The 26,867-nt window shown below is 75.2% G+C and carries 25 protein-coding genes and 1 riboswitch; of the genes, 16 read left to right on the top strand and 9 right to left on the bottom strand.

Translation table 11 applies throughout. The features are described from left to right. Positions 1 to 77: 77 nt before the first annotated feature. A complete protein-coding gene (locus tag JIG38_RS07490) occupies positions 78 to 845 on the bottom strand; it encodes a hypothetical protein (protein ID WP_307844665.1) in 768 nt (255 codons plus the stop codon). A 269-nt stretch (positions 846 to 1,114) separates the two neighbouring features. Here JIG38_RS07490 and JIG38_RS07495 point away from each other — a divergent pair, with 269 nt between their 5' ends. Beyond that, on the top strand, positions 1,115 to 5,017 hold the full coding sequence (locus JIG38_RS07495; protein ID WP_199423142.1) for a sigma-70 family RNA polymerase sigma factor: 3,903 nt from the start codon (positions 1,115 to 1,117) through the stop codon (positions 5,015 to 5,017). Positions 5,018 to 5,040: 23 nt separating this feature from the next. Here the strand turns inward: JIG38_RS07495 and JIG38_RS07500 are convergent, their stop codons facing one another. Then, entirely contained in the window at positions 5,041 to 5,787 is a 747-nt protein-coding gene (locus JIG38_RS07500) for an SDR family oxidoreductase (protein ID WP_199423143.1), read from the bottom strand. Positions 5,788 to 5,895: 108 nt separating this feature from the next. On the opposite strand from JIG38_RS07500, the gene JIG38_RS07505 reads away from it, so the two are divergent. After that, positions 5,896 to 6,486, top strand: a complete 591-nt coding sequence (locus JIG38_RS07505) for a DUF2238 domain-containing protein (protein ID WP_199423144.1) — start codon at positions 5,896 to 5,898, stop codon at positions 6,484 to 6,486. On the opposite strand, the gene JIG38_RS07510 is transcribed toward JIG38_RS07505, so the two are convergent. Continuing rightward, positions 6,419 to 7,162 (bottom strand): glycosyltransferase family 2 protein, encoded by a 744-nt coding sequence (locus tag JIG38_RS07510; protein ID WP_199423145.1) that lies wholly within the window; start codon positions 7,160 to 7,162, stop codon positions 6,419 to 6,421. The two genes, JIG38_RS07505 and JIG38_RS07510, sit on opposite strands and share 68 nt — an antisense overlap. 185 nt (positions 7,163 to 7,347) lie before the next feature. On the opposite strand from JIG38_RS07510, the gene idi reads away from it, so the two are divergent. The 10 genes from idi (at position 7,348) to JIG38_RS07560 (ending at position 16,534) form a co-directional block, all read left to right on the top strand. Then, the gene (gene idi / locus JIG38_RS07515; protein WP_199423146.1) at positions 7,348 to 7,884 is read left to right on the top strand and encodes an isopentenyl-diphosphate Delta-isomerase; all 537 of its coding nucleotides are present in this window, start codon (positions 7,348 to 7,350) and stop codon (positions 7,882 to 7,884) included. After that, the gene (locus JIG38_RS07520; RefSeq protein ID WP_199423147.1) at positions 7,881 to 9,143 is read left to right on the top strand and encodes a polyprenyl synthetase family protein; all 1,263 of its coding nucleotides are present in this window, start codon (positions 7,881 to 7,883) and stop codon (positions 9,141 to 9,143) included. The genes idi and JIG38_RS07520 overlap by 4 nt, the downstream gene beginning before the upstream one ends. Continuing rightward, positions 9,140 to 10,006 (top strand): phytoene/squalene synthase family protein, encoded by an 867-nt coding sequence (locus JIG38_RS07525; protein WP_199423148.1) that lies wholly within the window; start codon positions 9,140 to 9,142, stop codon positions 10,004 to 10,006. The genes JIG38_RS07520 and JIG38_RS07525 overlap by 4 nt, the downstream gene beginning before the upstream one ends. A 5-nt stretch (positions 10,007 to 10,011) precedes the next feature. After that, the gene (crtI, locus tag JIG38_RS07530; RefSeq protein ID WP_199423314.1) at positions 10,012 to 11,844 is read left to right on the top strand and encodes a phytoene desaturase family protein; all 1,833 of its coding nucleotides are present in this window, start codon (positions 10,012 to 10,014) and stop codon (positions 11,842 to 11,844) included. After that, positions 11,841 to 12,194: a lycopene cyclase domain-containing protein gene (locus JIG38_RS07535; protein WP_199423149.1), complete on the top strand. Its 354-nt coding sequence runs from the start codon at positions 11,841 to 11,843 to the stop codon at positions 12,192 to 12,194. Before crtI ends, JIG38_RS07535 begins: the two co-directional genes overlap by 4 nt. Next, entirely contained in the window at positions 12,191 to 12,556 is a 366-nt protein-coding gene (locus JIG38_RS07540) for a lycopene cyclase domain-containing protein (RefSeq protein ID WP_199423150.1), read from the top strand. Before JIG38_RS07535 ends, JIG38_RS07540 begins: the two co-directional genes overlap by 4 nt. 5 nt (positions 12,557 to 12,561) lie before the next feature. Further along, positions 12,562 to 13,467, top strand: a complete 906-nt coding sequence (locus JIG38_RS07545) for a prenyltransferase (RefSeq protein ID WP_199423151.1) — start codon at positions 12,562 to 12,564, stop codon at positions 13,465 to 13,467. Positions 13,468 to 13,979: 512 nt separating this feature from the next. Continuing rightward, on the top strand, positions 13,980 to 14,957 hold the full coding sequence (locus JIG38_RS07550; protein WP_199423152.1) for a methionine ABC transporter ATP-binding protein: 978 nt from the start codon (positions 13,980 to 13,982) through the stop codon (positions 14,955 to 14,957). Beyond that, positions 14,957 to 15,628, top strand: a complete 672-nt coding sequence (locus JIG38_RS07555; RefSeq protein ID WP_199423153.1) for a methionine ABC transporter permease — start codon at positions 14,957 to 14,959, stop codon at positions 15,626 to 15,628. The genes JIG38_RS07550 and JIG38_RS07555 overlap by 1 nt, the downstream gene beginning before the upstream one ends. Positions 15,629 to 15,688: 60 nt before the next feature. After that, positions 15,689 to 16,534: a MetQ/NlpA family ABC transporter substrate-binding protein gene (locus tag JIG38_RS07560; protein ID WP_199423154.1), complete on the top strand. Its 846-nt coding sequence runs from the start codon at positions 15,689 to 15,691 to the stop codon at positions 16,532 to 16,534. 74 nt (positions 16,535 to 16,608) lie between these two features. On the opposite strand, the gene JIG38_RS07565 is transcribed toward JIG38_RS07560, so the two are convergent. The 5 genes from JIG38_RS07565 to upp all read right to left on the bottom strand — a co-directional run bounded on the left by JIG38_RS07565 (position 16,609) and on the right by upp (position 23,424). Further along, a complete protein-coding gene (locus JIG38_RS07565; RefSeq protein WP_199423155.1) occupies positions 16,609 to 17,259 on the bottom strand; it encodes a hypothetical protein in 651 nt (216 codons plus the stop codon). A gap of 89 nt (positions 17,260 to 17,348) precedes the next feature. After that, on the bottom strand, positions 17,349 to 18,359 hold the full coding sequence (locus JIG38_RS07570) for a ribonucleotide-diphosphate reductase subunit beta (protein ID WP_199423156.1): 1,011 nt from the start codon (positions 18,357 to 18,359) through the stop codon (positions 17,349 to 17,351). A gap of 93 nt (positions 18,360 to 18,452) precedes the next feature. Then, positions 18,453 to 21,404: a ribonucleoside-diphosphate reductase subunit alpha gene (locus JIG38_RS07575; protein ID WP_199423157.1), complete on the bottom strand. Its 2,952-nt coding sequence runs from the start codon at positions 21,402 to 21,404 to the stop codon at positions 18,453 to 18,455. A gap of 116 nt (positions 21,405 to 21,520) precedes the next feature. Next, positions 21,521 to 21,730: riboswitch (cobalamin riboswitch) on the bottom strand. A gap of 191 nt (positions 21,731 to 21,921) precedes the next feature. Continuing rightward, a complete protein-coding gene (locus JIG38_RS07580) occupies positions 21,922 to 22,560 on the bottom strand; it encodes a winged helix-turn-helix domain-containing protein (protein ID WP_199423158.1) in 639 nt (212 codons plus the stop codon). 228 nt (positions 22,561 to 22,788) lie between these two features. Continuing rightward, positions 22,789 to 23,424 carry a uracil phosphoribosyltransferase gene (upp, locus tag JIG38_RS07585; protein ID WP_199423159.1) on the bottom strand — a complete coding sequence of 212 codons (636 nt, stop codon included), beginning with the start codon at positions 23,422 to 23,424 and terminating at the stop codon, positions 22,789 to 22,791. Between the two features lie 230 nt (positions 23,425 to 23,654). On the opposite strand from upp, the gene tadA reads away from it, so the two are divergent. Further along, positions 23,655 to 24,086: a tRNA adenosine(34) deaminase TadA gene (gene tadA / locus JIG38_RS07590; RefSeq protein ID WP_199423315.1), complete on the top strand. Its 432-nt coding sequence runs from the start codon at positions 23,655 to 23,657 to the stop codon at positions 24,084 to 24,086. A gap of 22 nt (positions 24,087 to 24,108) precedes the next feature. Here the strand turns inward: tadA and JIG38_RS07595 are convergent, their stop codons facing one another. Next, positions 24,109 to 24,987 carry an NAD-dependent protein deacetylase gene (locus tag JIG38_RS07595; protein WP_199423160.1) on the bottom strand — a complete coding sequence of 293 codons (879 nt, stop codon included), beginning with the start codon at positions 24,985 to 24,987 and terminating at the stop codon, positions 24,109 to 24,111. A gap of 119 nt (positions 24,988 to 25,106) precedes the next feature. Here JIG38_RS07595 and JIG38_RS07600 point away from each other — a divergent pair, with 119 nt between their 5' ends. From JIG38_RS07600 to JIG38_RS07610, 3 genes are read left to right on the top strand one after another with little or no spacing between them, the layout of a single operon-like run. Then, on the top strand, positions 25,107 to 25,448 hold the full coding sequence (locus JIG38_RS07600) for an ArsR/SmtB family transcription factor (RefSeq protein WP_199423161.1): 342 nt from the start codon (positions 25,107 to 25,109) through the stop codon (positions 25,446 to 25,448). Further along, complete coding sequence (locus tag JIG38_RS07605; RefSeq protein WP_199423162.1) at positions 25,445 to 25,726, top strand: hypothetical protein; 282 nt, start codon at positions 25,445 to 25,447, stop codon at positions 25,724 to 25,726. The genes JIG38_RS07600 and JIG38_RS07605 overlap by 4 nt, the downstream gene beginning before the upstream one ends. Positions 25,727 to 25,767: 41 nt before the next feature. Beyond that, complete coding sequence (locus JIG38_RS07610) at positions 25,768 to 26,817, top strand: NAD(P)-dependent alcohol dehydrogenase (RefSeq protein ID WP_199423163.1); 1,050 nt, start codon at positions 25,768 to 25,770, stop codon at positions 26,815 to 26,817. The last annotated feature ends 50 nt before the right edge of the window (positions 26,818 to 26,867 follow it).

Genomic DNA, 26,867 nt, shown 5'->3' on the forward strand with positions numbered 1-26,867 from the left:
CAGGACCACCAGAGCGGGGCCGCGCGGTGCGCGACCCCGCTCTCGCGTGGGGGGATGCTGGTGACTCGGGAGCCGCGTCAGCGACGCAGCTGGTGGAGGAGGTCGACGGACTGCTCGTGCGTCTCGGGCAGCGGCTCGATCCAGATCCGCGGCGGCTGGCGCAGCAGGTCGGCGATCTGCAGGCGCGCGGCGTGGTCGTTGACCTGGTCGCGCATGCGTCGGACCGCCTCGCCCAGGTCCCCGTCGCGCGCGATGAGGACGGCGAACGCGCCGCCGCCCAGCGCGGCCATCGGGTGGCCGGCGGGGAGCGCCGAGGACAGCGCCCGGCCCATCGCGGCCGAACGGGCCATGCGGCGCCAGGGCGGCAGGTCCTCGGTCGCGACGTCGACGAGGACGAGGCAGTGGCTCACGTGCGCCTGGTGGCCGTACCGGCGCGCCGCGCCGTACGTCTCGCCCATCCGGACGCCGAGGTACTCCAGCGTCGGCAGGCCAGACTCGGGGTCGATGCAGGAGACCTGGACCGGGAGCGACTCGACGGCGCCGGACCATCCCTCGCACAGGGCCCGGACGACGTCCATGCCGGGCTCGCGCCCGAGGATCTCGTAGACGAGGCGCACGTCGTCGAGCGTCTCCGCGATGCCGACGCCGGCCGCGCCGCGCACCTCGCCGAGGCGGGCGGCCGCGGCAGCGGTGCACGCGCCGGAGGCCAGCGCCTCGGTGAAGGCGTCGACGGCGGGGTGGTACCAGTCGCCCGGGCGCAGCCAGACCTGCTCGACCGTGCGGGCGCGCCACTGCTCGCGCAGGGTCGCCGCCCAGGCGTCGCGCATCTGATCCGTGGTCGTCACACCGGATGAGAGCGCGTCCCACGACGGCCATGACGCGACTTCGGGGACCAGTTTTCGCGACGCTCCCGCGCGCCCTCGCGCGTCATCTCGCGCGAGGGCTTCAGAACCGGTCCGGACGCGCCGATGTCACCCGGAGGGACCAGTGGGCGTTTGACCGCCTGTGAGACGCTGGATCTCGGGACCGCCCACCCCCGACGGCCCCCGCCCGCAGGTCAGGGCACCCGGCAGGGGCACCACCCGCAGGACCACGAGCGACGGCAGGAGGTCAGGTGACGATCAGCAGCGCCTGGGACCTCTCCAGCGACGCCGAGCTCATCACCGCCGTCCGCAGCGGCGACGCGTCCGCCTTCGGCGTCCTCTACGAGCGCCACGTCGGCGCCGCGCGCGCCGTCGCCCGGCAGTACTCGAACCGGGCGGCCGACGCCGAGGACGCGGTCTCCGACGCCTTCTCGCGCGTGTTCTCCGCGATCCAGGGCGGCGGCGGGCCCGACGTCGCCTTCCGTGCGTACCTCTTCACGGTCCTGCGGCGTGTCGCGATGGAGCGCGTCGAGGCCGGGCGTCGCGCCGTCGCGACCGACGACGTCGAGACCTTCGAGGCGGCGGTCGGCTCGGCCGAGTCCACCGAGGAGCCCGCGCTCGCGGGCTTCGAGCGGGGCGTCGTCTCGCGCGCCTACTCGTCGCTCCCGGAGCGGTGGCAGGCCGTGCTCTGGTACACCGAGGTCGAGGAGCTCGGCCCGGCGGAGATCGCGCCCATCCTCGGCCTCACGGCCAACGGCGTCGCCGCGCTCGCCTACCGCGCCCGCGAGGGCCTGCGCCAGGCGTACCTGCAGCAGCACCTCGCCGCTCCCGAGGACGAGGCCTGCACGATCATCAACAAGAAGCTCGGCGCCTATGTGCGCGGCGGGCTCGCGAAGCGCGAGACGCTCCTCGTCGAGAGCCACCTCGAGGAGTGCGGCACGTGCCGCGCGCTCGTGCTCGAGCTGGGCGACGTCAACCACGGCATGCGCCTGGTCGTCGCGCCGCTCGTGCTCGGCGCGGTCGCCGCGGCGGTGCTGCACGGCGTCGGCTTCGGCGGCGCGGCGGGTGCCGCGGGAGCCGCGGCGGTGGCCGCGGGCTCGGGCGTCGCGGGTACCGCGGGATCGGGTGCCGCGGGTTCGGGCGCCGCAGGTGCGGCCGGGTCCGGCGCCGCCGGATCGGGGGCCGCGAGCGGCCTCACGGCCGTCGGCAGCGGCGTCGCGTCCACGGCGTCGACGGCGGCGACGGTCGGCGCGGCGTCGGCGGCCGGTGCGGGCACGACGGCGGCTGCGGGCGTGGCCGCCTCCGGTCTGGTCGCCGCGGGCGTCGGCGTCGCGAGCACCGCCGGGGCGCCCTCGGCGAGCGCCGCGGCACTCCCGGCCGCCCCCGGCCTGGTCGCGGCGCCGGCCGCCGTCCCCGTCGCCGCCGGTGCGGGCACCGCCGCCGCGGGCACCGCCGCCGCGGCCACGGGCGGCGGGGTCGCCGCCCTGCTGGCCGCCGTGCCGGTCGGTGCGCTGGGTGTCGCCGCGGCGGGCGTCGTCGTCGCGGCCGCGGTCGGTGTCGCGGGCGTGCTCGGCGTCTTCTCCTCCGAGGACGAGCCCGGCGAGCCGCAGGCGATCGAGGCCCCGAGCGAGCCCGCGCCGACGGCGGACGACGAGGCCGCGGGCGGTACCGACGAGGACGGGCCGACCGTGACCCCCGGGACGACCGACGGGGCGACCGACGACGCGACGACCGACGGCACGGGCGGGGCGCCCGCGGACGGGACGGCCGGCGGGACGACGTCGGGCGCCGTGGCGAGCGGCGCCGGCGACACGCCGGCGGACCCCGGCACGACGAACCCGCCGCCGGCCGCGGGACAGGGCACGGACCCCACCCCCGGTCCCGCGCCGGAGCCCCAGCCCGAGCCGGTCCCGCCGCCCAGCATCAGCGTCCTCGCGCTCCCCGAGGTGACGTTCACCGCGGGCGTCCCGGAGATCGTCGAGGTCGAGGTCGCGAACACCGGTGGCGACTACGCCGGCGCCGTCCGCACCGAGCTCTCCTTCGGACCCGACGTCGCGTGGTCCCTCACCGAGGTCCCGGGCGAGGTCGGCGGCGGCGGCAACGCGCGCACGGCGACCGCGGACTCGGCGTGGGTGTGCGGACCCGCCGACGCGACGACGGCGCAGTGCGTGCGCGACGGCCTCCCGGCCGGTGCCACGAGCGTGCTCGCGGTGTCGGTCGTCGTCGTCGACGACGAGCTCGACGGCGCCGCCGACCTGAGCGTCGGCATCCGCACCTGGGCGCCCGACCTCGGCGACCCGCCGGCGTACACCGCCCTGCCCGCGCACCTCGCGTCCGCTCCCGGCGCGCTCTCCCTGGCGAGCCCCGCGGCGCCCGCCGAGATCGTCGCCGGCGCACCCGCCACCGTGACCGTCCCCGTGGGCAACCCGGGCCGCACGTCGCTCAGCGGCGTCACGGCCACCGTGGGCCTGCCCACGCAGGTCTCCGCCTCGGTCGCCCCCGGCAGCCCGTGGGCGTGCGCGCCCTCGGCCGCCGTCGTGACCGCGCTGGACTGCACGCTCGACCGCCTGCCCCGCGGCGGGACGGTCCCGCTCACGCTCGACCTCGCCGCCGACACGGCGCTGCGGAACGTGGCGCGCACCGCCGCCGTGACCGCCTCGGTCCGCGCCCCGGGTGTCGCCTCGCCCCCCGACGTCGAGGCGTCCGGCATCGTCGTGCGCTCGGCGCCCGCGTCCTACACGCTCCAGCTCGTGGGGGAGGCCGCGCGGCCCGCAGCCGTGGACGCCACCCTGCGCCTGACGAACGTCGGCGGCACCGACGGCTACCCGACCGTCTCGGTCGAGCTGCCTGCGGGGACCACCCTCGCCCCGACGAGCACGGGCTGGACGTGCGCGGCGGACGGGTCGCGCACCTGCACGCTCGACCCGCGCGTGCCCGCGGACGCCGGCGCCGTGCTGCCTACGCTCCACCTCGTCGCACCGCCCGGGCGCGTGCCGAGCGGCACCTACCCGCTGCCCGTGACGATCACCGAGGGCGGCGAGACCCGGACCTTCGCGCACGAGGTCCGCGTGGTCCAGGCGCAGCCCGACCTGCGGAGCGCGTCACGCCTCACGGCGCCCGAGGCGCTCGTCGGCGACGCCACGGGCGAGGTCACGGTCGAGCTCGTCAACATCGGCGGCACCGACGTCACCGACACCCTCACGGTCACGCTGCCCGAGGGCGCTGCCGCGGTGTCCACCGAGGGCTGGACCGTCCGCGGCAGCACCCTCGAGCGCCCCGTGACCGTGCTCGCCACGGGCGCGACGACGGTCGTGCTCCCGGTGCGGAGCGTCGTCGTCGACGGCCAGGTGACGGGCGTCGTCCGGGCCGCCGTCCGCGACTTCTCGGCCACGGCGAGCGTGCTCCTCGCGTCCGCGCCGGCGGACGTCCAGGTCGCCACCGGCGTCACGCCGACGACGCTCGCCGTCGGGGCCACGGCCACGGCGACGGTCGACCTGCACAACACGGGCGGCACGACGTCCGAGGTCACGGCGGTCGTCACCCTGCCGGCGGGCACCTCGACGACGGGCGCGGGCTGGGCCTGCACGACCTCGGGCGCGCGGGTGTGCGAGACGACGGCCGCGCTCGCGCCGGGCGCCCGGCAGCAGCTCACGCTCCCCGTGCGCAACGACGGCTCCGGCACGACGACGCGGACGGGGGCGCTCGGCGTCGTCGTGCACCGCGAGGGCCAGGACGACGTCACGCGCACGCACACGCTGACCCTTCAGGCGCCGGTGACGTCCGCGACCCTCGCGGGCAGCGCGCAGACCTTCGTCCAGGGCCAGACAGGCACGGTCTCGTGGACCGTGACCAACACCGGCACGGTCCCGCTCAGCGGGCTGCGACTCGACGTGCTGCAGGACCGGCCGGTCCAGTGGGTCCCGGGCTTCGAGGCCGACAGCTGGCTCTGCGCCCCGGGCGGCCCCGCGGACGCCGACGCCCGCTGCGCCCACCTCGGCACGCTCGCCCCGGGCCGGTCGACGACCGTGCGCGTGAGCATGCAGTCCCCCGCGCACACCGAGGGCGCCGCGCCGCTCCCCGTGCGCGCGCGCCTCACGGGCGGCGGCGCCGCGGAGACCGTCGCCGAGCTCGGGCTGATCGTCGTCCGCCGCTGACCGCTCGGGCGAGCCGCCGCGGCCTAGTCGTCCGCGCGGTGCCGGCCGCGTGGCCGCTGCGTCGCGTGCGCCTCGGCCTCGGCCTGCACGGCGTGCGCCGAGCCGTCGCCCGCCTCGCCCCGGGCGGCCGCCTGCACGGCGGCGTCGACGAGGTCCTCGCCGGACGTGAGCTCGAGCGTCAGCCCGGCGGTGGCCGGCTCGTCGAGCAGCGCCACGAGCACCGCGGCGACGTCGTCACGGCTCACGCGTCCGGGCTCGACGGACGTCTCGAGCCGCACGAGGCCCGTCGCCGGGTCGTCCGTGAGCGCGCCCGGGCGCAGGACGGTCCAGTCGAGGCCCCGCCGGCGCAGGTCCGCCTCGCTCGCCGCCTTGGCGCGCAGGTACGCGCCGAAGACGTCGTCGGACGCGCGCTCGGGGTGGTCGGCCCCCATCGCGGAGACGAGCACGTAGCGGGCGACGCCCGCGTGCTCGGCCGCGTCGGCCAGGAGCGCGGCGGCGCCGCGGTCCACCGTGTCCTTGCGCGCCGCGCCCGAGCCCGGCCCCGCGCCGGCAGCGAAGACCACGGCGTCCGCCCCCTGGAGCGCGGGCACGAGCTCGCGGGCCGCGACGTGCTCGAGGTCGAGCACGGTCGCGCCGCCGCCGGCGGCCTCGACGTCGGCCGTGTGGTCCGGGTTGCGGACCAGGCCGACCACCTCGTCGCCGCGCTCGGCGAGCCGGCGGGTGAGCAGGAGGGCGACGGCGCCGTGGCCGCCCGCGATGACGGTGCGCATGTCGGCCACGCTAGGGCGGCGTCCCCGCCGCCGCACCCGCGGGCCGACGCCGGCGGCGGCCGCCCGCCAGCCCGGGCGGCCCGCCCCGGGCGCACCTACAGTGACGCCATGCCGCAGGAGCGAGCCCGGGCCGTGCCGGCCGACGTCGTGCGGCTCCTCGGCGTGCTGAGCCTCGTCGTCGCCGTGGTCTGGCGCGGCCCGGTCGACGCGGCGCTCTTCGCGCTCGTCCTGGGCGGGCTCGCGGTCCCGCGCGTGCTGGGCGTGCCGCAGCCGCTCGACGTCGCCTACGGCGCGTTCCTCCTCGTGGCGGCGTGGTTCGGGGCGCTCGACGTCTACCAGGCCGTGTGGTGGACGGATCTCGCGCTGCACCTCGTCGCGACCGGCCTCGCCGCGGCCGTCGCGTGGTTCGCGCTGCTGCGCCGGGGCGCGGTGGCCGACCCGCGCGACGCCGCCGGTCCGCGCGGCGTGGTCGTCGTGACGACCTCGCTCGGCCTCGCCCTGAGCGTCGCGTGGGAGGTCGCGGAGTACCTCGGCAACAAGCACATCGACCCGACCATCTACGTCGCGTACGCGGACACGATCGAGGACATGGCGATCGGCGGGCTCGGCTCGGCGCTCGCGGGTGCGGGGATCAGCGCGTGGGCGCGCCGCCGAGCCGCTCGGCCCACCGCCGCCACGGCGGCGTCCGTGCCCAGCTGAGCCGGAGCGTCGCGAAGGCGCGGGCGAAGCGGCGCCGCGTCTGGCGCGCGCCCACGAGCGAGCGGCCCGAGACCCGCACGCGGAGGTTGCGGTCGTAGCGGATGCGGGCGTGCGGCCCGAGCGCGAACGCGAGGTCGACGTCGTCGTGCAGCTCGGGGTCGCGGTGCACGAGCGGGCGGGCCCGGAGCCACGCCTCGCGCCGCAGCGCCATCGCCGAGCCCCACAGGGGCGGGTGCGCCATGGCCGCGTGCATGAGCACGTAGTAGGCGGTGAGGTAGAGCCGGCCGACGACGGCGGCGCGCACCGGCCCCACGTCGTAGAACGTGCCGGTCCCGGTGAGGGCGTCGAGCTGCGGGTCGTCCGCGAAGGCGGCCGCGACGCGCTCGAGCCAGTCGCGGGGCGGCACGGTGTCGGCGTCGCACCGGACGATGACGTCGCCGGTCGCCGCGTCGTAGCCCGTGCTCGCCGCGGCGGGGATGCCGGGTTCCGGCTCGGGCACGACGCGCGCGCCGGCGGCGAGGGCGACGGCCGCGCTGTCGTCCACCGACCCGTTGTCGACGACGACGACCTCGTGCGCCGGGAGCGTCTGCGCCGCGAGCGCGGCGAGGCAGCGGCGCAGTGCGGGGGCGTCGTCGCGCACCGGGATGACGACGGACAGCGCGGGTCGGTCCGGCACGTCTCGTCCTCCTCTGGCCGGGGCGCCTCCCGTGCCGCACCATGGGGCGACCGGTTCTCGCCGGGACGAAGATCCCGTCGCAGGATATGCTCAGCATACTGAGTATTTCCGCCCGACCGGCGCGAGCCGGGCCGCGACGCCGTCCGGGGCGCCGCCGGCAGTGCCACGAGGGGGAGGGGCCCCGCATGACGACCGTCGAGACCGTCATCCTGCTCGACGACGACGGCACGCGCCTGGGCACGGCCGACAAGGCCACGGTGCACACGGCGCAGACGCCGCTGCACCTGGCGTTCTCGTGCCACGTGCTCGGGCCCGACGGGTCGGTGCTCGTGACGCGCCGCGCGCTCGCCAAGAAGACGTGGCCGGGCGTGTGGACCAACAGCGTGTGCGGGCACCCGGCCCCGGGCGAGGAGATCGCGGACGCCGTCCGGCGGCGGGCGGCGTTCGAGCTGGGCCTCGAGCTCGCCGACCTCGAGCTCGTGGTGCCCGACTTCCGGTACCGCGCGACGGACGCGTCGGGCGTCGTCGAGAACGAGATCTGCCCCATCTACACCGCGCGCGCGGTCGGTGAGGTCCGGCCGAACCCCGACGAGGTGATGGACCACGCGTGGGTCACGCCCGACGCGCTGCGCCGCGCGGTGGAGGCGGCGCCCTGGGCGCTCAGCCCGTGGCTCGTCAGCTCGGCACCCGTGCTGCCGCTCCTCGCCGGGTCCCGGCCGTGACCGCCGTCGGCGCGCGGCCCCACCTCGCCGGGGGCGTGCTCACGACGCGCTCGCCGTCGACGTCCACGGACCTCGGCGACGCCCGACGCGCGGCGGGCGGCGCCGCCCGGGCCGAGGCGCCCACGACGGCGGCCGCGCCGGTCCCTGCGTCCGCCGCCGCGTCCGACCCCCACGGCCTCGCGGTCGAGGCCCAGGTCGACCGCCTGCTCGACCGCGTGCTCGACGACGCCGCACGCCGCGCCGCGCCCTTCGGGCCGTCCTACGTCCGGCTCTGGGCCGAGATCGCGCGCAGCGTGCGCGGGGGCAAGCGGTTCCGCTCGGCGATCGTGGTCCGGATCCACGCCGGACTGGGCGGTGACCAGCCCGAGGCCGCCGTGTGCGTGGGCGCGGGCTTCGAGATGCTGCACACCGCGTTCCTCGTCCACGACGACCTCATCGACCAGGACAGCGTGCGCCGCGGCGAGCCCAACCTCGCGGCCACCATGCGCGCCGAGGCGCTCGACGGCGGCCACCCCGCCGTGCCCGCCGAGCGGTGGTCGCAGGCGGCCGCCGTCCTCGCGGGCGACCTCGCGCTGAGCCAGGCGCACCGCCTCATCGGCGGGGCGGACCTTCCCACCGGCCGCCGCGACGCGCTGCGGGACCTGCTCGACGAGGTCGTCCTCGTGTCGGCGGGCGGCGAGCTCGCCGACACCGCCTACGGCCTCGGCCTCCAGGACCCGACGCTCGAGGAGTCCCTGCGGGTCGCCGAGTCCAAGACGGCCATGTACTCGTTCCGCGCACCGCTGCGCGCGGGCGCCGTCCTCGCGGGCGCGGGCGCGGACGTCCAGGCGGAGCTCGACGACGCGGGCCGCCTGCTCGGTCGCGCCTTCCAGCTCGTCGACGACCTGCTCGGCGTCTTCGCGCCCGAGGTCGAGACGGGCAAGAGCAACCTCAGCGACCTGCGCGAGGGCAAGCGGACGCCCCTCATGCTCCACGCGCGCTCGATGCCCGTGTGGGCGGAGCTCGCCGACCACGTCGGCCGGCCCGACCTCGACCAGGCGACCGCGGCGCGCCTGCGCCGCGCGCTCGCGCGGTCCGTCGCGCCGGCCATGGTGTCCGACGCGGTGCGCGCCGACCTCGCCACCGTCCGGACGCGTGCCGAGCAGGGCGCGCTCCCGGCGGGGGCGGGCGCCGTCGTCACCTCGGTCGCCGCGCAGATCGACCGCGCGCTGGGCGACGTCGGGCGGCACATCGCTGACGCGCGGAGCCTGCCCGCATGAGCGCACGCCTGACCCTGTACGACGCCGTGGCCGAGCGCGCCGCGGGCGTCGTCGTCCGGGAGTACTCGACGAGCTTCGGGCTCGCGACGCGCCTCCTGTCGGAGCCCGCGCGCACGCGCATCCGCAACGTCTACGCGCTCGTCCGGCTCGCCGACGAGGTGGTCGACGGCGCGGCGACCGAGGCCGGCGCCGACGGTGCCGCGGCGGCGCTCCTCGACGACCTCGAGCGCGAGACCGAGCGCGCGACGGCGACGGGCTACAGCACCAACGTCCTCGTCCACGCGTTCGCTCGGACGGCGCGGGAGGCCGGGATCGGCGCCGATCTCACGCGGCCGTTCTTCGCCTCGATGCGCACCGACCTGCACCGCACCGCGCACGACGCCGAGAGCCTGCGCGCGTACGTCTACGGCTCGGCCGAGGTGGTCGGCCTCATGTGCCTGCGCGTCTTCCTCCTCGACGTGCCCGCCGAGGCGCGCGAGCGCGACTACGCGCGTCTGACGCCTGGCGCGCGCGCGCTCGGTGCCGCCTTCCAGAAGATCAACTTCCTGCGCGACCTGGCCGACGACAGCGAGCGGCTCGGCCGCAGCTACTTCGTCGACGTGGACCCCGCGCGGCTCACCGAGGCGCAGAAGGCCGAGATCCTCGCGGACATCGACGGCGACCTGCGCCTCGCGGCGCAGGCGCTGCCCGGGCTGCCGCCGTCGGCGCGCCGGGCGGTCGCGCTGGCGTCCGGGCTGTTCACCGAGCTCACGCGCCGCCTCGAGCGCACGCCCGCCACGGAACTGACGCGCGTGCGCGTCCGCGTGCCGGGCCCGGTCAAGGCGCGCGTCGCGGCCGGCGCGCTCCGGTCGGCGGCCCGGTGAGCGCCGTGGGCGCCGCCCGCGCGGCGGGCGGCAGCGACGCGGCCCTCGGCGGCCGGGCGTCGCGCGTCGTCGTCGTCGGGGCGGGGATCGCCGGCCTCGCGACCGCCGCCCTGCTCGCGCACGAGGGCCGCGAGGTCACGGTGCTCGAGGCGCGCGACGTCGTCGGCGGGCGCGCGGGGTCGTGGGCGTCGGAGGGGTTCCGGTTCGACACGGGCCCGTCCTGGTACCTCATGCCCGAGGTCTTCGACCACTTCTTCCGGCTCCTGGGGACGTCGGCGGACGAGCAGCTCGACCTCGTCCGGCTCGACCCGGGCTACCGCGTGCTCTTCGAGCGCCGGGGCCGCCTCGACGTCGCGGCCGACCGCGCGACCAACGTCGCGCGCTTCGAGGCCGTCGAGCCCGGTGCGGGCGCGGCGCTCGAGGCGTACCTCGACGTCGCCGAGGACACGTACGCGATGGCGCTGCGCCACTTCCTCTACACGACGTACGCGTCGCTGCGGCCGCTCGCGCACCCCGACGTCGTGGCGCGGCTGCCGCGGCTCGCGGCGCTGCTCACGCGCTCGCTCGAGCAGCACGTCGGCGCGCGCTTCCGCGACCCGCGCCTGCGCCAGGTGCTCGGGTACCCAGCGGTGTTCCTCGGCGCGGCGCCGCGGATCACCCCCTCGATGTACCACCTCATGAGCCGGCTCGACCTCGCCGACGGCGTCCTCTACCCGCAGGGCGGCTTCGCGCGGCTCATCGAGGCGATCCACGACCTCGCCGTCGGCGCCGGCGCCGAGGTCCGGACCGGGGCGCGCGTCACCGCGATCACGACCGAGCCGACGCCCGCGGCGCCCGGGTCCCGGTCGCGGGGCGCCGCGGCGCGCGCGGCCGCGGCCCGCGCGTCCGGCGCGCGCGGCCGAGCGCGCGCCACCGGCGTGCGCTGGACCGACGCGGACGGCGAGCACTGGCTCCCCGCCGACGTCGTCGTCTCGACCGCCGACCTGCACCACACCGAGACCGCGCTGCTGCCGCCCGACCTGCGCTCGCACTCGCGGCGCTGGTGGGACCGTCGCGTGCCCGGCCCGAGCGCCGTGCTCGTCTACCTCGGCGTGCGCGGGGAGCTGCCCGAGCTCGAGCACCACACGCTGCTCTTCACCGAGGACTGGCAGCAGGGGTTCGACCGGATCTTCCCGCGGCGCGGCCCCGCCGGGCTGCGTCGCGCGCCGCGGTCGGACGTCGCCACCGACCGGCCCGGGGCGGCCGGCGTGCGCGGGGTGCCCGATCCCGTCTCGCTCTACGTGTGCCGCCCGAGCGCGACCGACCCCGACGTCGCCCCGCCCGGCGCGGAGAACCTCTTCGTCCTGGTGCCCGTGCCGCCCGACCCCGACCTCGGTCGCGGCGGCGTCGACGGCGCGGGTGACGCCTGGGTCGAGGCCGTCGCCGACGCCGCGATCGCCCAGGTCGCGCGGTGGGCCGACGTGCCGGACCTCGCCGAGCGCGTCGTCGTGCGCCGCACGGTGGGTCCGGCGGACTTCGCCGAGGACCTGGGCACGTGGCGCGGCACCGCGCTCGGGCCGGCGCACACGCTCGCGCAGAGCGCGATGTTCCGGGCGGGCAACGCGTCGCGGCGGGTGGACGGCCTGCTGCACGCGGGCGGGTCCGTGGTGCCCGGCATCGGGCTGCCGATGTGCCTCATCAGCGCGGAGCTCGTGGTCAAGCGGCTGCGCGGCGACACGTCGACGGGTCCGCTGCCGGTGCCGCTCGTGCCCGCCGCCGCGCCGCCGTCGGCCGGCCGGACGGACGCGGCCGCACCGGCGGACGCGGCCGCACCGGCGGTCGGTACGGTCACCGCATGAGCCTCGCGTACGCCGGTGCGCTGCTGGTCTCGATCGGCGGCATGGTCGTGCTCGACCACCGCCACCGGCTCTTCTTCTTCGCCGACGCGCGCCGCGCCGCCGTCGTGCTCGCTGCCGGGGTCGCGTTCCTCGCCGCGTGGGACCTCGTGGGCGTGGCGATCGGCATCTTCTTCCGCGGCACGACGCCGTTCATGACCGGCCTGCTGCTCGCGCCCGAGTTCCCGGTCGAGGAGCTCGGGTTCCTCACCCTGCTGTGCTACCTCACGATGAACCTCTACGTCGCGTTCTCGCGGTGGCTCGCGGGCCGGGACCGGGAGCGCGGAGGCGCACCGGCGGAGGCCGGTCGGTGACGTACCTGCTGCTCGTCGTCCTGTTCGCCGGCGCGGCGGCCGCGGTGGTCGCCGTCGCGCACGTGCGGGGCGTCCGGCCGTCGCTCCGCGCGGTCGCCTGGTCGTTCGCGGTCCTCGCCGTCATGACGATCGTGTTCGACAACCTCATGATCGCCGCGGGGCTGTTCGAGTTCGCCGACGCGCACCTCGTGGGGCTGCGGTTCTGGCGGGCGCCGGTCGAGGACCTCGGCTACCCGCTCGCCGTCGTGCTGCTGCTGCCGGCGCTGTGGCACCTGCTCGGCCGGCGCGCGGGCCGGGCCGGGGCCGATGCCGCGGCCGCGAGCGAGGCGGGCGACGCCCGCGGACCGGGTGCGGGACGATGACCACCATGGACGCGCCCACGGGACCCGTGACGCCGGCGGCGGGGCAGCGCGGCGGGACGCTCCGCCAGCTGGTCCTCGCGTCGCGGCCGCTGAGCTGGGTCAACACCGCGTACCCGTTCGCGGCCGCGTACGTCATGGCGACGCGCGACGTCGACCTGCGGCTGGTGCTCGGCACGATCTTCTTTCTCGTCCCCTACAACCTGCTCATGTACGGCGTGAACGACGTCTTCGACTACGAGTCGGACCTCGCGAACCCGCGCAAGGGTGGCGTCGAGGGCGCGCTCCTCGACCGGCGCGTGCACCGGACGACACTCCTGGCCGCGACGCTGCTGCCCGTGCCCTTCGTGGCATACCTCGTCGCGGTCGGGTCGCCGGCGTCGTGGGCGGTGCTCGCGGTCTCGCTCTTCGCGGTGCTGGCGTACTCCGTGCCGGGGCTGCGGTTCAAGGAGCGGCCGGTCCTCGACTCGCTGACCTCGAGCACGCACTTCGTCTCGCCCGCGCTCTACGGGCTCGTGCTCGCGGGCGAGCCGATCGGCCGCGGCGCGTGGCTGGTGCTCGCGGCCTTCTTCCTGTGGGGCGCGGCGAGCCAGGCCTTCGGCGCGGTGCAGGACATCCCGCCGGACCGCGCCGCCGGCATCGGCTCGGTGGCGACGGTGCTCGGAGCGCGCACGACGGTGCGCCTCGCGATCGCGCTGTACCTGGCGGGCGGCGCGCTGATGCTCGCGACGCCGTTCCCCGGGCCGCTCGCCGCGCTGCTCGTGCTGCCGTACGTCGTCGTCGTGTGGCCGTTCCGCTCGGTCCGGGACGCGGACGCCGAGGTCGCCAACCGCGGGTGGCGCCGGTTCCTCGGCGTCAACTACGCGGTCGGCTTCCTGGTGACGATGCTCCTCATCTGGACCGCCCGCCTCTGACCCGGGCCCCCCGCCCGCCCGCGGCCGCCGGGCCGCCCCACCGACCCCAGCGCGGAGCCCCGTGCCACGGCGCGCCGGCGTGTCGCGGCACGCGACTCCACACTCGTGACACGGCGCTCCGCGGAGGGGCACGGCGCTCCGCAGCGGGCACGAGGCTCCGCGCATGAGAGGTGTGACGGGGCGCGGTTCGAGCTCCGGAGCAAGGGGTGATCATCCTCATCGTGAGACCCGAGCCCACGACGATGCGGGACGGCGCGCGCGTGCGTGGTGTAATCGTCCTATGACCGCCCTCGACACCTTCAGCACCTGCGCGGCGATGCCCGCGGTGCGAATGTGCCGTCGGGCCATGTGTCGCCGCTGAGCGACCCTCCGGCGCCCGCGCCCCACGCCTGACCCCACGCTGACCGCCCCGCGCGGTCACGCCCCGCGTGCCACGCACGCACCCAGCCCCGCACCGCCGCCACCGGGACGACCCGGCGCGGCGCGTCCCTGCCGTGCCCCCGGAGGACCCCGTGATCGAGCTGTCCGGCCTGCGCAAGGTGTACCCCGCCGCCGGTGGTGACGTCGTCGCGCTCGACGGCATCGACCTCGTGGTCGAGAAGGGCGCGGTGCACGGCATCGTCGGCCGGTCCGGAGCGGGCAAGTCCACGCTCGTCCGCTGCCTCACGGGCCTCGAGCGGCCGACGTCGGGCTCGGTGACCGTGGACGGCCGCGAGATCTCGGCGCTGCCCGAGGCGCGGCTGCGCGAGGCGCGGCGCGCGATGGGCATGGTGTTCCAGCACGTCAACCTGCTCGACTCGCGCACGGTCGCGGCGAACGTCGCCTACCCGCTCGAGGTCGCCGGCGTCCCGCGTGCCCGGCGCGCCGAGCGCGTGGCCGAGCTGCTCGACCTCGTCGGCCTCGGCGACCGCGGCCGCGCCTACCCGTCGCAGCTCTCGGGCGGTCAGCGCCAGCGCGTCGGGATCGCCCGCGCGCTCGCGACCGAGCCGCACGTGCTGCTCTGCGACGAGCCGACGTCGGCCCTCGACAGCACGACGACGCGGCAGATCCTGTCCTTCATCCGTGACCTGCGGGACCGGCTCGGCATCACCGTGGTGATCATCACGCACGAGATGAGCGTGGTCCGTGAGGTCTGCGACAGCGTGACCCTGCTCGAGCACGGCCGCGTGGTGCAGAGCGGGCGACTCGGCGACGTCGTCACGGAGGCCGGCTCGCCGCTGTCCGAGGCGCTCATCCCCGTCCCCGACCTCCCGCCGGACGACACCCGGCGCCTCGTCGAGGTCACCTACGCGACGACCAGCGTCCCCACGCACCGCGCGCTCGCGGCGGTGGCGGCGCTCGGTGACGACGTCGACGTCGTCGCCGGGACGATCGAGACGCTCGCGGGCCTGCGGGTCGGGCGCCTCCAGCTCGACCTGCCGCACGGCCGCGTCGTCCCGGTCCTCGCCGCGCTGCGCGGCGCCGGCCTCGACGCGCGAGAGGTGGCGTGATGCTCACCGGACTCCTGGACAACCCCGTCCTCACGCAGGCCGTCCCTGAGGCGACCCTCGAGACGCTCCAGATGGTCGGGCTCTCGGCACTCGTCACGGCCGTCGTCGGCCTGCCGCTCGGGCTGCTGCTGCACGCCGTCGCGCCCGCCGGCCTGCGGCCGCTCCGCCTCGTGCGCGGACCGCTGGGGCTGCTCGTCAACATCGGGCGCTCGCTGCCCTTCATCATCCTCGCCATCGCGCTGCTGCCGTTCACGCGCGCGCTCGTCGGGACGAGCCTCGGGTGGCAGGCCGCCGTCGTGCCGCTGAGCATCGGTGCGATCCCGTTCTTCGCGCGGCTCGTCGAGACGGCCGTGCGCGAGGTGGACCCGGGCAAGGTCGAGGCCGCCCAGGTCATGGGCTCGAGCCGCGGCCGCGTGCTCGTCCAGGTGCTCGTGCGCGAGGCGCTGCCGAGCATCGTCGCCGGCTTCACCGCGACCGTCATCGCGCTCGTCGCGTACTCGGCGATGGCCGGCGCGATCGGCGGCGGCGGCCTCGGCTTCCTCGCCATCAGCTACGGCTACCAGCGCTTCGACACGACCGTGATGGTCGTGTGCGTCGTCGTCATCGTGCTCATCGTCCAGGCGGTCCAGGTGGTCGGCGACGTCGTCGCGCGGCGCCTCGACCACCGCTGACCCCCACCCCGACCTCCCGGCCGCCGACCGGCCGCCGGGCCGCACCACGAGGAGAGACCCATGAACCGCACCGTCCGCACCGCAGCCGTCCTGTCCGCCACGGCCCTGGTGATGGCGGGCTGCTCGACGGGCGGGGGTGACGCGGACGCGACGTCGTCGCCCGCCGCCGACGAGAACGGCATCACGACGCTCACCGTCGGCGCGAGCCCCGTGCCGCACGGCGAGATCCTCGAGTTCGTCGACGCCGAGCTCGCCGAGGCCGCGGGCCTGGACCTCGAGATCGTCGCGTTCGACGACTACGTGCTGCCGAACACCGCGCTCGCCGAGGGCGACCTCGACGCCAACTACTTCCAGCACCTGCCGTACTTCGAGTCGCAGGTCGCCGAGCAGGGCTTCGAGTTCGACCACTTCGACGGCGTCCACATCGAGCCCTACGGCGTGTACTCCGAGACGCTCGAGTCGATCGACGACCTGCCCGAGGGCGGCGTCGTGGGCATCACCAACGACCCGGGCAACCAGGCGCGCGCGCTCGACCTGCTCGAGGAGGCCGGGGTCATCACGCTCGCCGCGACCGACGGCGACCCGACGCTCTTCGACATCGCCGAGAACCCCAAGGCCCTCGAGTTCATCGAGACGGCGCCCGAGCAGCTGGTCCGCTCGCTGCAGGACGTCGACGCCGCGATCATCAACGGCAACTACGCGCTCGAGGCCGGCCTCAACCCGGCCGAGGACTCGATCCTGCTCGAGTCGGGCGAGGACAACCCGTACGCGAACTTCCTGGCGGTGCGCAGCGAGGACAAGGAGAACGAGGCCCTCGCGACCCTCGACGAGCTGCTCCGCTCGGACGAGGTCCGCGCGTTCATCGAGGAGCGCTGGCCGGCCGGCGAGGTCATCCCCGCCTTCTGACCCCTCCCGCGAGCTGGAGCGTTCCGGCCCGACACGCCCGCGTGTCACGGCCGGGACGCTCCAGCTCGCGTCGGTCAGGGGGTGGCGGCGAAGGACCAGGACGCGATCGGCAGGCCGAGCGGCTCGCTGTGCCGGAACACGCCCTCGGTCCCCGGGGCGTCGATGGTGAGGGTCACGGTCGCCGTCTCACCTGCCGTGACGATCCTCGTCCGCGGCATCTCGTCGGCCGCGGGCTGCTGCGGGTCGAAGAATCCTCCGGCGCGGCGGCCGTCGGGCAGCTCGACCGTGTGGTCGGAGCGGTAGAGGAAGTAGTCCTCGATCGCCTCGACGTCGAGCGTGAAGGTCAGCGCGTGCACGGGTGACCCGTCGGACAGCGGCTCGAGGCCCGCGCGCGCCGTGACGCCGGTGAGGGTCACGTACGCGACCGGCTTCTCGACCTGGTCCGCGGTGCCCACGTAGAACGCCACGGCCGTGTCGCCGACCTCGAGCTCCTGCTGGCTCGGGAACGACACGAGACCGCCGTCGGTGCTCGGCATCGAGCCGTCCTCGTCGGGCACGGGCGGGTGGCGGGGGTCCGCCTCGGCCGTCGGCGACGGCGTCGGCGTGGCCGACGGGGTGTCGGCCGCCGGGCTCCGGGTCGGCCCGTCGTCGGGCGTCGACGGCGAGCAGCCGACGAGCAGTGCGCCGACGGCGACGGCCGCGGCGAGGCGTGCGAGACGTGACATGGTGCCCCCTGGTTCCCGGAGCACGGTACCCGGCGGCGGCGCGGCGTCGGGCCGCGCCACCGCCAGGGGCGTGCCGGTCGGCGGCTCGCTCAGCGGGCCGTGGACGCGCTCGCGTTGACCTCGTAGCTCGTGTTGGTCGCCTCGAAGAAGTTGACCAGCTGGAGCGTGTCGTTCGCCGTCGCCATCCACTTGGCCGGGTTGCTGACCTTGTAGTGCGGCTCGAAGCCGAGCTCCTCGAGGCGCCGGTCCGCGAGGTACTGCACGTACTGGTTCACGTAGTCGGCGTTGAGGCCGAGGATCCCGTTCGGCAGCAGGTCCCGGTTGTACTGCTCCTCCATCGTCACGGCGTCGAGCACCATCTGGCGGATCTCGTCGGCGAACTCCGGCGTCTGCAGGTCCTCGTTCTCCTCGAGCACGGTGAGGATGAGGTTGATCCCGAACTTGAGGTGCAGCGACTCGTCCCGCACGATCCAGTCGATGAGGCTGCCGAAGTTCCGCAGCAGGTTCCGCTGCCGGAAGCTCAGCGCGACCATGAAGCCCGAGTAGAACCAGATGCCCTCGAGGATGATGTTGTAGGCCACGAGGTTGCGGACGAAGTCGCGCTTGCCCTCGGTCGTCGTGATGTCGAGCGTCTGCTCCGTCATGCGGCGGATGTAGTGGACCTCGAACTCCTCCTTGGCCGCCATCGAGGGCACGCTCACGTGCGAGTCGTACGCCTGCCCGCGGTCGATCGGGAACGTCTCGAGGACGTACTCGAACGACATGCAGTGGTTCGCCTCCTCCCACATCTGCTTGGCGAGGTAGAGGTGCGCCTCGGGGGCGTTGATGTACGGGTAGACACCGAACGCGAGCGCCTTGTTCACGAGCAGCTCGTTGGGGTTGAAGTAGGACATGAGGAACGTGACGGCGTGCTTCTCCTCGTCGGTCATGCGCGCGAAGTCCGCGAGGTCCTCGCCGAGCTGGATCTCGTTGGGGAACCACGTGTTCGCGACGGCCTGGTCGTAGAGGTCCATGGCCCACTGGTAGCGGACGGGCTTGAGCAGCAGCCCCTCGGAGATGCCGGTGCCGAGGATGCGGTGCGTAGTCGTGTCGGTGCTCATGGTGGTGCTCCTTGCTGAGGTCGTGGGGTCGGGGCGCGTGGGGTGAAGGGTTCGTCGCGTCGAGCGCGACGAACCCTTCACGCGACGCTCAGATCACTGGCAGGACTCGCACTGGAGCCGCTCCATCGGGTCCACCGGGCACGCCACGCCGCCGACGACGTCGCTCGCGTCGTCGAGCGCGATGAGGCTCGCGCTCGCGGGGAGCGAGGGCACGGCGGAGCCGGCGAACGGGTCGGGACCGGCGACCGCGGCGACGGCCGCGGGTGCACGGGAGCTGTCGACCCCGGCGGAACCAGCGACCTCGGCGGAACGAGCGACCTCGGCGGGGGCGCCGGGCGCGCTGGAACCAGCGACCTCGGCGGGGGCCTCCGGTTCGGACGCTCGGATGCGAGCGTCCGTGCGGACGGCACCGAAACCAACCCCTCCACCTGCACGGATGCTCGCCTCGACGCTGGCGGGCGCGGGCGCGGGCGCGGGCGCGGGTGAGAGTGCGGTCGTGGCGGTGGCCGGGGAGGCAGCGACGGTCGACGCGGGCGCGGGCGCGGGCGCGGGCGTCGTCGTCGGCGTCGGCGTCGTCGTCGTGCGGCCGAAGCCGAAGCCGCGGCGCGGGGCGGACGACGTCGGCGCCGGACCGGCCGCAGCCGCTGTCGGGCGGGCCTCGGCCTTGTTGACGCGCACGGTCGACTGCTCGGCGGTGTGGCGCGGCTTCATGTGCAGGTAGTACGTCGTCTTGACGCCCCGCTCCCAGGCCGCCTGGTAGAGCGCGGCCATCTCGCCGACGTCGCGCGACGCGAGGTAGATGTTCCGGCTGATCGCCTGGTCGACCCACTTCTGCGCGCGCGCCGCGACCTCCACGAAGGCGAACGGCGAGAGCTGGAACGACGTCCGGTACACCTCGACGAGGTGCTCGGGCACGCCCGGGATCTGCGAGAGGTCGCCCTGCGCAGCCAGCAGGTCGTCGCGCACGTGCTCCCAGAGGCCGAGCGCCTGGAGGTCGCGCACGAGGTTGCGGTTGACCTCGAGGAACTTCCCGGACGACGTCGCCCGGCTGAAGATCTGCGAGAACTGCGGGTCGAGGCCCGGCGTCGTCCCGGCGACGAGGCCGATCGACGCCGTCGGCGCGATCGCCATGAGCGTCGCGTTCCGCATGCCGCCGGCGACCTTGGTGCGCAGGGCGTCCCAGTCGAGGCGCGTGGTGCGGTCGACGGCGACGGGCACGCCGCGGTCCTCCTGGAGGCGGGCGATCGTGTCGATCGGGACGAGCCCCTGCGACCAGCCCGAGCCCGCGAAGTTCGGGTACGCGCCGCGCTCGCGCGCGAGGTCGGCGCTCGCGTCGATGGCGTGGAAGCTGATGAACTCGGTGAGCCGGTCGACGAGCTCGTAGGACTCCTCGGACTCGTACGCGTAGCCCAGGCGCTCGGTGACGTCGGTGAAGCCCATGATCCCGAGGCCCACGGCGCGGTTCTCGCGGTTGGCCTTCTCGGACTCGCCGACCGAGGACAGCGTGATGTCGACGAGGTTGTCGAGCTGGCGCACGGCGAGCCGCGCGGACTCACGCAGGCGGTCCCAGTCGATCTCGCCGTCGACCAGGTGCGTCGAGAGGTTGATCGACGCGAGGTTGCACACCGCGATGGTGTCCCGGTCCTGCGGCAGCGTGATCTCGGTGCACAGGTTGGACAGGTGGATCGTCCCGGTGTTGTCGTTGAGCGCCCGGGAGTTGATCGTGTCCTTCCAGGTGAGCCACGGGTGCGACGTCGTCTGGAGGCTGATGAGCATGGCCGTCCACTGCTCGCGCGCCTTCATCCGGCGGAACCGCGGCAGGCGGCCGGCGAGCGCCTCGCGCACGTAGTGGCCGTACCGCTCGGAGAACTCGCGCCCGACGAGCTCGACGAGGTCGGGCGTGTCGGCCGGGTCGAACAGGTACCAGTCGTCGTCGGCCGCGACGCGCTTCATGAACTCGTCCGAGATCCAGACCGCGGTGTTGGCCGTGCGCGTGCGGCGGTAGGGGTCGCCCGAGTTCTGCCGCAGGTCGAGGAACTGCGCGAAGTCGAGGTGCCAGTTCTCCATGTAGAAGCACAGGGCACCAAACTTCTTGCCGCCGCGGGAGACCGCGCGCAGCGTCGAGTCGATGGTGTGCATGAAGGGGATCGGCCCGGTCGACGTCGTGTTGTTCGAGCGGATGGGCGAGCCCTCGGACCGGAGCTTGGAGACGGACAGGCCGATGCCGCCCGTGCCCTTGGTGAGCCACATGACGTTCCGCACGGACGTCGCGATGTGCTCGATGTCGTCGTCCATCTGCATGACGAAGCAGTTGCTCAGCTGCGGGTAGGACGTGCCGGCGTTGACGAGCGTCGATCCCGCGGGCAGGTAGTCGAGGCGCGCGATGCGCTCGTAGAACCCGATCGCGGCCGCGGTCGGGTCGGCCTCGTTGAGGCTCAGGCCCATGGAGACGCGCATCCAGAAGTACTGCGGCACCTCGAGCGGCCGGCCGTGCCGGTCGTTGATCATGTACCGGTTCCGCATGGTGATGGTGCCGGTGTAGCGGAGCAGCTCGTCGTGGTGGTGGTCGAGCGCCGCGGCGATGGCGTCGAGGTCGAAGTGCGTCACGAGGCGCGGGTCGAGCAGGCCGAGCTCGACCGCGTCGCGCACGTAGCCCGGGAAGCGGGCCTGGTGCAGGAGCGCGAGCTCGAGGTCGGACTCGTAGGTGCCGAGCACGCGCTTGTAGAGGACCTTGCGCGCGAGCCGGGCGGCGACGACGTCGAAGTCCGGGTCGTCCTTGACGTTCTGCACGGCGACCGAGATGGCGGCCTCGTCGAGCTGCTCGGTCGTGATGCCGTCGAAGAGGGTGATGGCGAGCTCGCTGGCGACCTGCGTGACCTTGGAGATCTGGTCGGGCAGGCCGATCGCGGCGCGCTCGATCGCACGGTTGATCATGTCGGCGTCGTACGGCTCGCGGCTGCCGTCGCGCTTGGTGACGTGGATGCCCGTGCGCGCGGGCGTCTCGTGCGGCGACGTCGGCGCCGCGGCCAGGTCGGTGAGGGTCATCGTGCTCTCCCAGGTCGAGCTCCGTGGTCCGGAGCCCTGGGTCGACGACGCCGTCACCCGTGCGCGGGCGCGCGTCGGTCGAGCCCTCCCGAGAGGCTCCGCACCTGCGCGCACCGGCGGTACACGCACCGGCGGCAGGTCTTCGGACTCGTGGGCGTCGTGCTCGTGCCTAACAGCCGTCGCTTCCCAGGCCCTGACTGCAGGCCCAGTGCTTGATGACGGCGGTCGTTCCCACTCACCGCTGCGGGGCAGTCCCGGAGTCGAACCGGGTTCCCTCTTGCCTCACCCGGGTGGATCCCGGGTGAACCGTCGGCTCGATGAGCGTAGCGCCCGGGAGGGGGTGGGACACAAGATGTAGTGCCGCCTGTCTCATTTCCGCCGACATCTAGGCCCGGCGCCGTGAGGACGGTCGGCACGACGAACGCCGCCGGCCTGTGGCCGACGGCGTTCGCGTACGGAGATGCGCTGCCGGGTCGTGGACGAGCCCCCTGATCACACGACCCGGCAGCGCGGGTCCTCAGCCAGCATCCCCCGAGCCGACGAGGACGATCTCGGGTGCGGGATCACAGCGATACCCGACACCCCGGACGGTGACGATCTGCAGGCAGCCCCCCAGCTTCTCCCGCAGCCGTCGCACATGGACGTCGATGGTGCGCGTGCCGGTCTCCGGGCCGCCCCGCCACACCGTGGCGAGGAGCTCGCCGCGCGGCACGGCGCGGTGCGGCGACCGGAGCAGGTACTCCAGCAGCGCGAACTCGGTGTAGGTCAGCGGCACGGGGCGGCCGCCGACGGTCAGCTCCCGCGCGTCCGAGTCGAGCACCACGCGCTCGCGCGGCGCGGCCGGCAGGCTCCACGCGGCCTGGGCGCGCTCGCTCGCGCTGGGCACCGCGGAGCGCGGGTCCTCGAACGTCTCGCGGAAGCGGGCGACGACGTCGCGGCGGCCACCCCGCCCGCCGAGGTCGATCGCGGTGTGCAGGGTGGCGTCCGGCGCCAGCCGCGCGACGAGCTCGACCACGGCCTCGGCGATGTCGGCCACCAGGGCGCGACCCGCGACGCCGGTGTCGGGCACGTCGAGGTACAGGGCGAAGGCGGGCTCCGCGTGCTCGGGGGTCGCGCCCGGGACCGGGCGGCCCGCAGCGGCGGACCCTCCAGTCATAGGGAACGCGACAGCAGTCATAGGAAGAGTGTGACCGTGAATGCCCAGACCACCAAGCCCCCTGCTGCGGTCGTCTCGGATCATGGACACATCTCACCCGCTCGGTCGCACCGGGAGATGACGGGAGGGTGATGTGCGCGTGAACACCGCTGTGACAACGCGCGCGACCCGCGTGTCACACGCCGGCGGCCGGGCGAGGCGCTCCGCCCTCCGGGCGGCGCGGTGGCGTCAGACCAGGCCGTAGAGGCGGTCGCCCGCGTCGCCGAGACCCGGGACGATGTAGGCCTTCTCGTTGAGCCGCTCGTCGACGGCGGCGACGACGATCGTCACGTCGGCGCGGTCGCCCACGTGCTCCTCGACGAGCTTGAGGCCCTCGGGCGCCGCGAGCAGGCAGATGCACGTGACGTCGCGCGCGCCGCGCTCGAACAGGTAGTCGATGCTCGCGACCAGCGTGCCGCCCGTGGCGAGCATCGGGTCGAGGACGAAGCACTGGCGGCCGGACAGGTCGTCGGGCAGGCGGTTGGCGTACGTGATCGCCTGGAGCGTCTCCTCGTCGCGCTGGAGACCGAGGAAGCCGACCTCCGCCGTCGGGAGCAGGCGGGTCATCCCGTCGAGCATGCCGAGGCCGGCGCGCAGGATCGGGACGACCAGCGGCCGCGGCTCGGCGAGGTGGGTGCCCGTGGTGGTCGCGACGGGGGTCGTGATCTCGACCGGCTCGGTGCGCACGTCCCGCGTCGCCTCGTAGGCCAGGAGGGTCACGAGCTCGTCGACGAGGAGCCGGAACGTCGGGGACGCCGTGTCCTTGTCCCGCAGGACGGTGAGCTTGTGGGAGACGAGCGGGTGGTCCGCGACGTGCAGGCGCATGAGTGCACCGTACCGGTGGGCGGCCGCCGCGACGGCGGGACCGGCGGGCGCCGCCCTCCGCCGCGACGGGATGTGCGGCGCATGTGACGCGTGGGGCGAGCGTGCACCGGAGGCGCCCGTCCGAGGGCACGCACGTCGCAGGTGTCACGTGCGCCGCACGTCCTGCGCCGCGCCGGCCCGTGGGCCGGTCGGCTAGCGTCCGGGGCGTGGCGGCGATCGACGCGATGCTCATGGAGGTGGCCCTCGAGGAGGCCCGCCTCGCGCTCCCGACCGGTGACGTGCCCGTGGGCGCGGTCGTCGTCGACGCGGACGGCGTCGTCGTCGGGCGCGGGCGCAACGCGCGGGAGGCGACGGGGGACCCGACCGCCCACGCCGAGGTCCTCGCGCTGCGCGAGGCGGCCGCGACGCTCGGGCGGTGGCGGCTCGACGACTGCACGCTGGTCGTGACGCTCGAGCCGTGCGCGATGTGCGCCGGCGCGGTCGTCCTGGCGCGGGTCCCGCGGCTCGTCCTCGGCGCCTGGGACCCCAAGGCCGGCGCCACGGGCTCGGTGCACGACCTCGTGCGCGACCGTCGCCTCAACCACCGCGTCGAGGTGGTCGGCGGGGTCCTCGAGGCCGAGTGCGCCGCCCTGCTCCGCGACTTCTTCGCCGACCGCCGCTGACGGCGCGTCGCGCGCCCGCTGCTCAGACGTCCGGGAGCTGGTCCGCGAGGGTGGTCAGCGTCTCGGACGTGCCCGCGTCGACACGGAGGTCGGCGAGGTCGTCGCCCCGCGTCACGCCGCGGTTGACGATCACGACCGGCACCCCGCGCACCCGCGCCGCGTGCCGGACGAACCGCAGCCCCGACATGACCGTGAGCGACGAGCCCGCGACGAGCAGCGCGGCGGCCTCGTCGACCAGCGCGAACGCCCGGTCGACCCGCTCGCGCGGCACGTTCTCGCCGAAGTACACGATGTCCGGCTTGAGCATGCCGCCGCAGCGCTCGCAGTCCGCGACGACGAAGCCCTCGGTCGACTCGATGACGGCGTCGGCGTCGGGAGCGATCTCGACGTCGGCGACGGCGCCCACCGCCTCGGCGAAGCCCGGGTTGAGCGCCTCGAGGCGCCCGGCGACGTGGTCGCGCGCGTACCGGGCGCCGCACGCGAGGCACACGACCTCGGCGTACGTGCCGTGCAGGTCGATGACCCGCCTGCTCCCCGCCTCCTGGTGCAGGCGGTCGACGTTCTGCGTGATGACGCCGACGACGACGCCGCGCGCCTCGAGCGCCGCGAGCGCGCGGTGGCCCGCGTTCGGCGTCGTGCGGTGGACGTGCCGCCAGCCGACGTGGTTGCGGGCCCAGTAGGTCCGGCGGAACGCCGGGTCCGAGACGAACTGCTGGTACGTCATCGGCCGGCGCGGCGGGGAGTCCGGGCCGCGGTAGTCGGGGATGCCCGAGTCCGTCGAGACGCCCGCGCCCGTGAGGACGGCCAGGCGGTGGCCTCGCAGCAGCCGGACGGCGTGCTCGGCGTGGCCGACGGGCGCCGAGGGCGGCGTCGTCGGGCGGTGGTCGACACGAGCATGCACCCGTCCACGGTACGTGGCGTCCCGAGACGACGCTGCCCGCGGACCCCTTGTGCGACGGGTCGCGTCGGGTCTACCTTGCACCCGTAAGAAGAACCTGACACCTCAAGGACGGACCTGACATGCCGCGCACCGGGGACGAGCTGGTCGTCCTCCTCGGCGCGCTCGCGAACCCGATCCGCCTGCGCATCGTGGCCACGCTCGCGGGCGGCCGGGACTACGTCAGCCACCTCGCGCGGGAGATCGGCATCAGCCGCCCCCTGCTCCACATGCACCTCCAGCGGCTCGAGGCCGCCGGCGTCGTCGTCGGCCGGCTCGAGCTCTCCGCCGACGGCAAGGCGATGAAGTTCTACGAGCTCGCCGACCTCGACGTCCACCTCACCGCCGCCACGCTCGCCGAGGCGGCCCGCACCCTCACCCCGCCGGAGCCCGACGCGGGTCCCGCACCGAAGGAGCACTCGTGAAGAACGACAAGCACGACCCCACCGGCCCCGAGATCGCGGCCTTCCTCGGCTTCCTCGCGACCGGGCTCGTCGTCGTCATCACCGGCGTCGCCGCGTACCTCGAGCTGCGCAAGGCGAAGATCGCGGCGCAGCAGGACGAAGACCTGCGCCAGCTCGTCCACCGCTACGAGCGGCTCGCCGAGACGACGCTCGACGCCCAGCAGCGCGCCGCGACCGAGGTCGCCGACCTCCGCGCCCGCACGACGTCGATCGAGCAGCTGCTGAGGACCGTCGAGTGAGCGCCGACGCCGAGGCCCCCACTATGCCCACGGTGCCCCCGGTGCCCGCTGTGCCCGCTGTGCCCGTGGTGAACGCGGTGCCGCGTGCCGACGCGACCGTGCCCAGCACCATGACCGCCGTCGTGCAGGACCGGTACGGCCGGCAGGACGTGCTCGAGGTCCGCGAGGTCCCCGTGCCCGAGCCCGGCCCCGGCCAGGTGCTCGTCGAGGTGGTCGCGACCTCGCTCAACGCGGCGGACTGGCACATCATGGCCGGCCTGCCGTACGTCGCCCGGCTCGCGGTCGGCCCGCTCCGGCCGGCGTCGCGCGTCCAGGGCCGCGACGTCGCGGGCCGCGTCCGCGCGGTCGGCGCGGGCGTCACGGCCGTCCGGGTCGGGGACGACGTCGTCGGCCGCCCCGGCGTGCGCGACCTCGACGGCGGCGGCTTCGCGCAGTACGCGATCGCGAGGCCCGAGCGCCTCGTCCCCAAGCCGCCCACCCTCTCGTTCGAGGACGCGGCCGCGATCCCGCTCGCGGCGAGCACGGCGCTGCTCGGCCTGCGCGAGGGCGACGTCGGCGCCGCGACGCGCGTGCTCGTCAACGGCTCCTCGGGCGGCGTCGGCACCTTCGCGGTCCAGCTCGCGGTCGCGCTCGGCGCCGAGGTCACGGGCGTCTGCAGCACGCGCAACGTCGAGCTCGTGCGCTCCCTCGGCGCGCACCACGTCGTCGACTACACCAGAGGTGACGTCACGCGCCGCGGCGAGCGCTACGACGTCGTCCTCGACATGGTGGGCACCGCCTCGGTGCACGCGCTGCGCCGCGTCGTCACGCCCGACGGCGTCCTGGTGCTGGGCGGTGGCGGCAAGGGCCGCTGGCTCGAGCCGATGCCGACGATCGCCGAGGCGCACCTGCGGCGCGCGGTGCTGCGCCAGCGCGTCCGGCCGATGTCCGAGGCCGCGACGCACGAGGACCTCGCAGAGCTCGTCACCATGGCCGGGGACGGCCGGCTGCGCCCCGTCGTGGAGCGCGTGCTGCCCCTGACCCAGGCGCGCGAGGCGATGCGGCACCTGCTCGAGGACCACGCGCGGGGGAAGATCGTCCTGGTCCCCTGACGCGACGGGGCCGATTCGTTGCCTGCCCCGCCGACCGGGTATCCTCACCG

The sequence above is a fragment of the Actinotalea solisilvae genome, assembly GCF_016464425.1.
Taxonomy (GTDB): domain Bacteria; phylum Actinomycetota; class Actinomycetes; order Actinomycetales; family Cellulomonadaceae; genus Actinotalea; species Actinotalea solisilvae.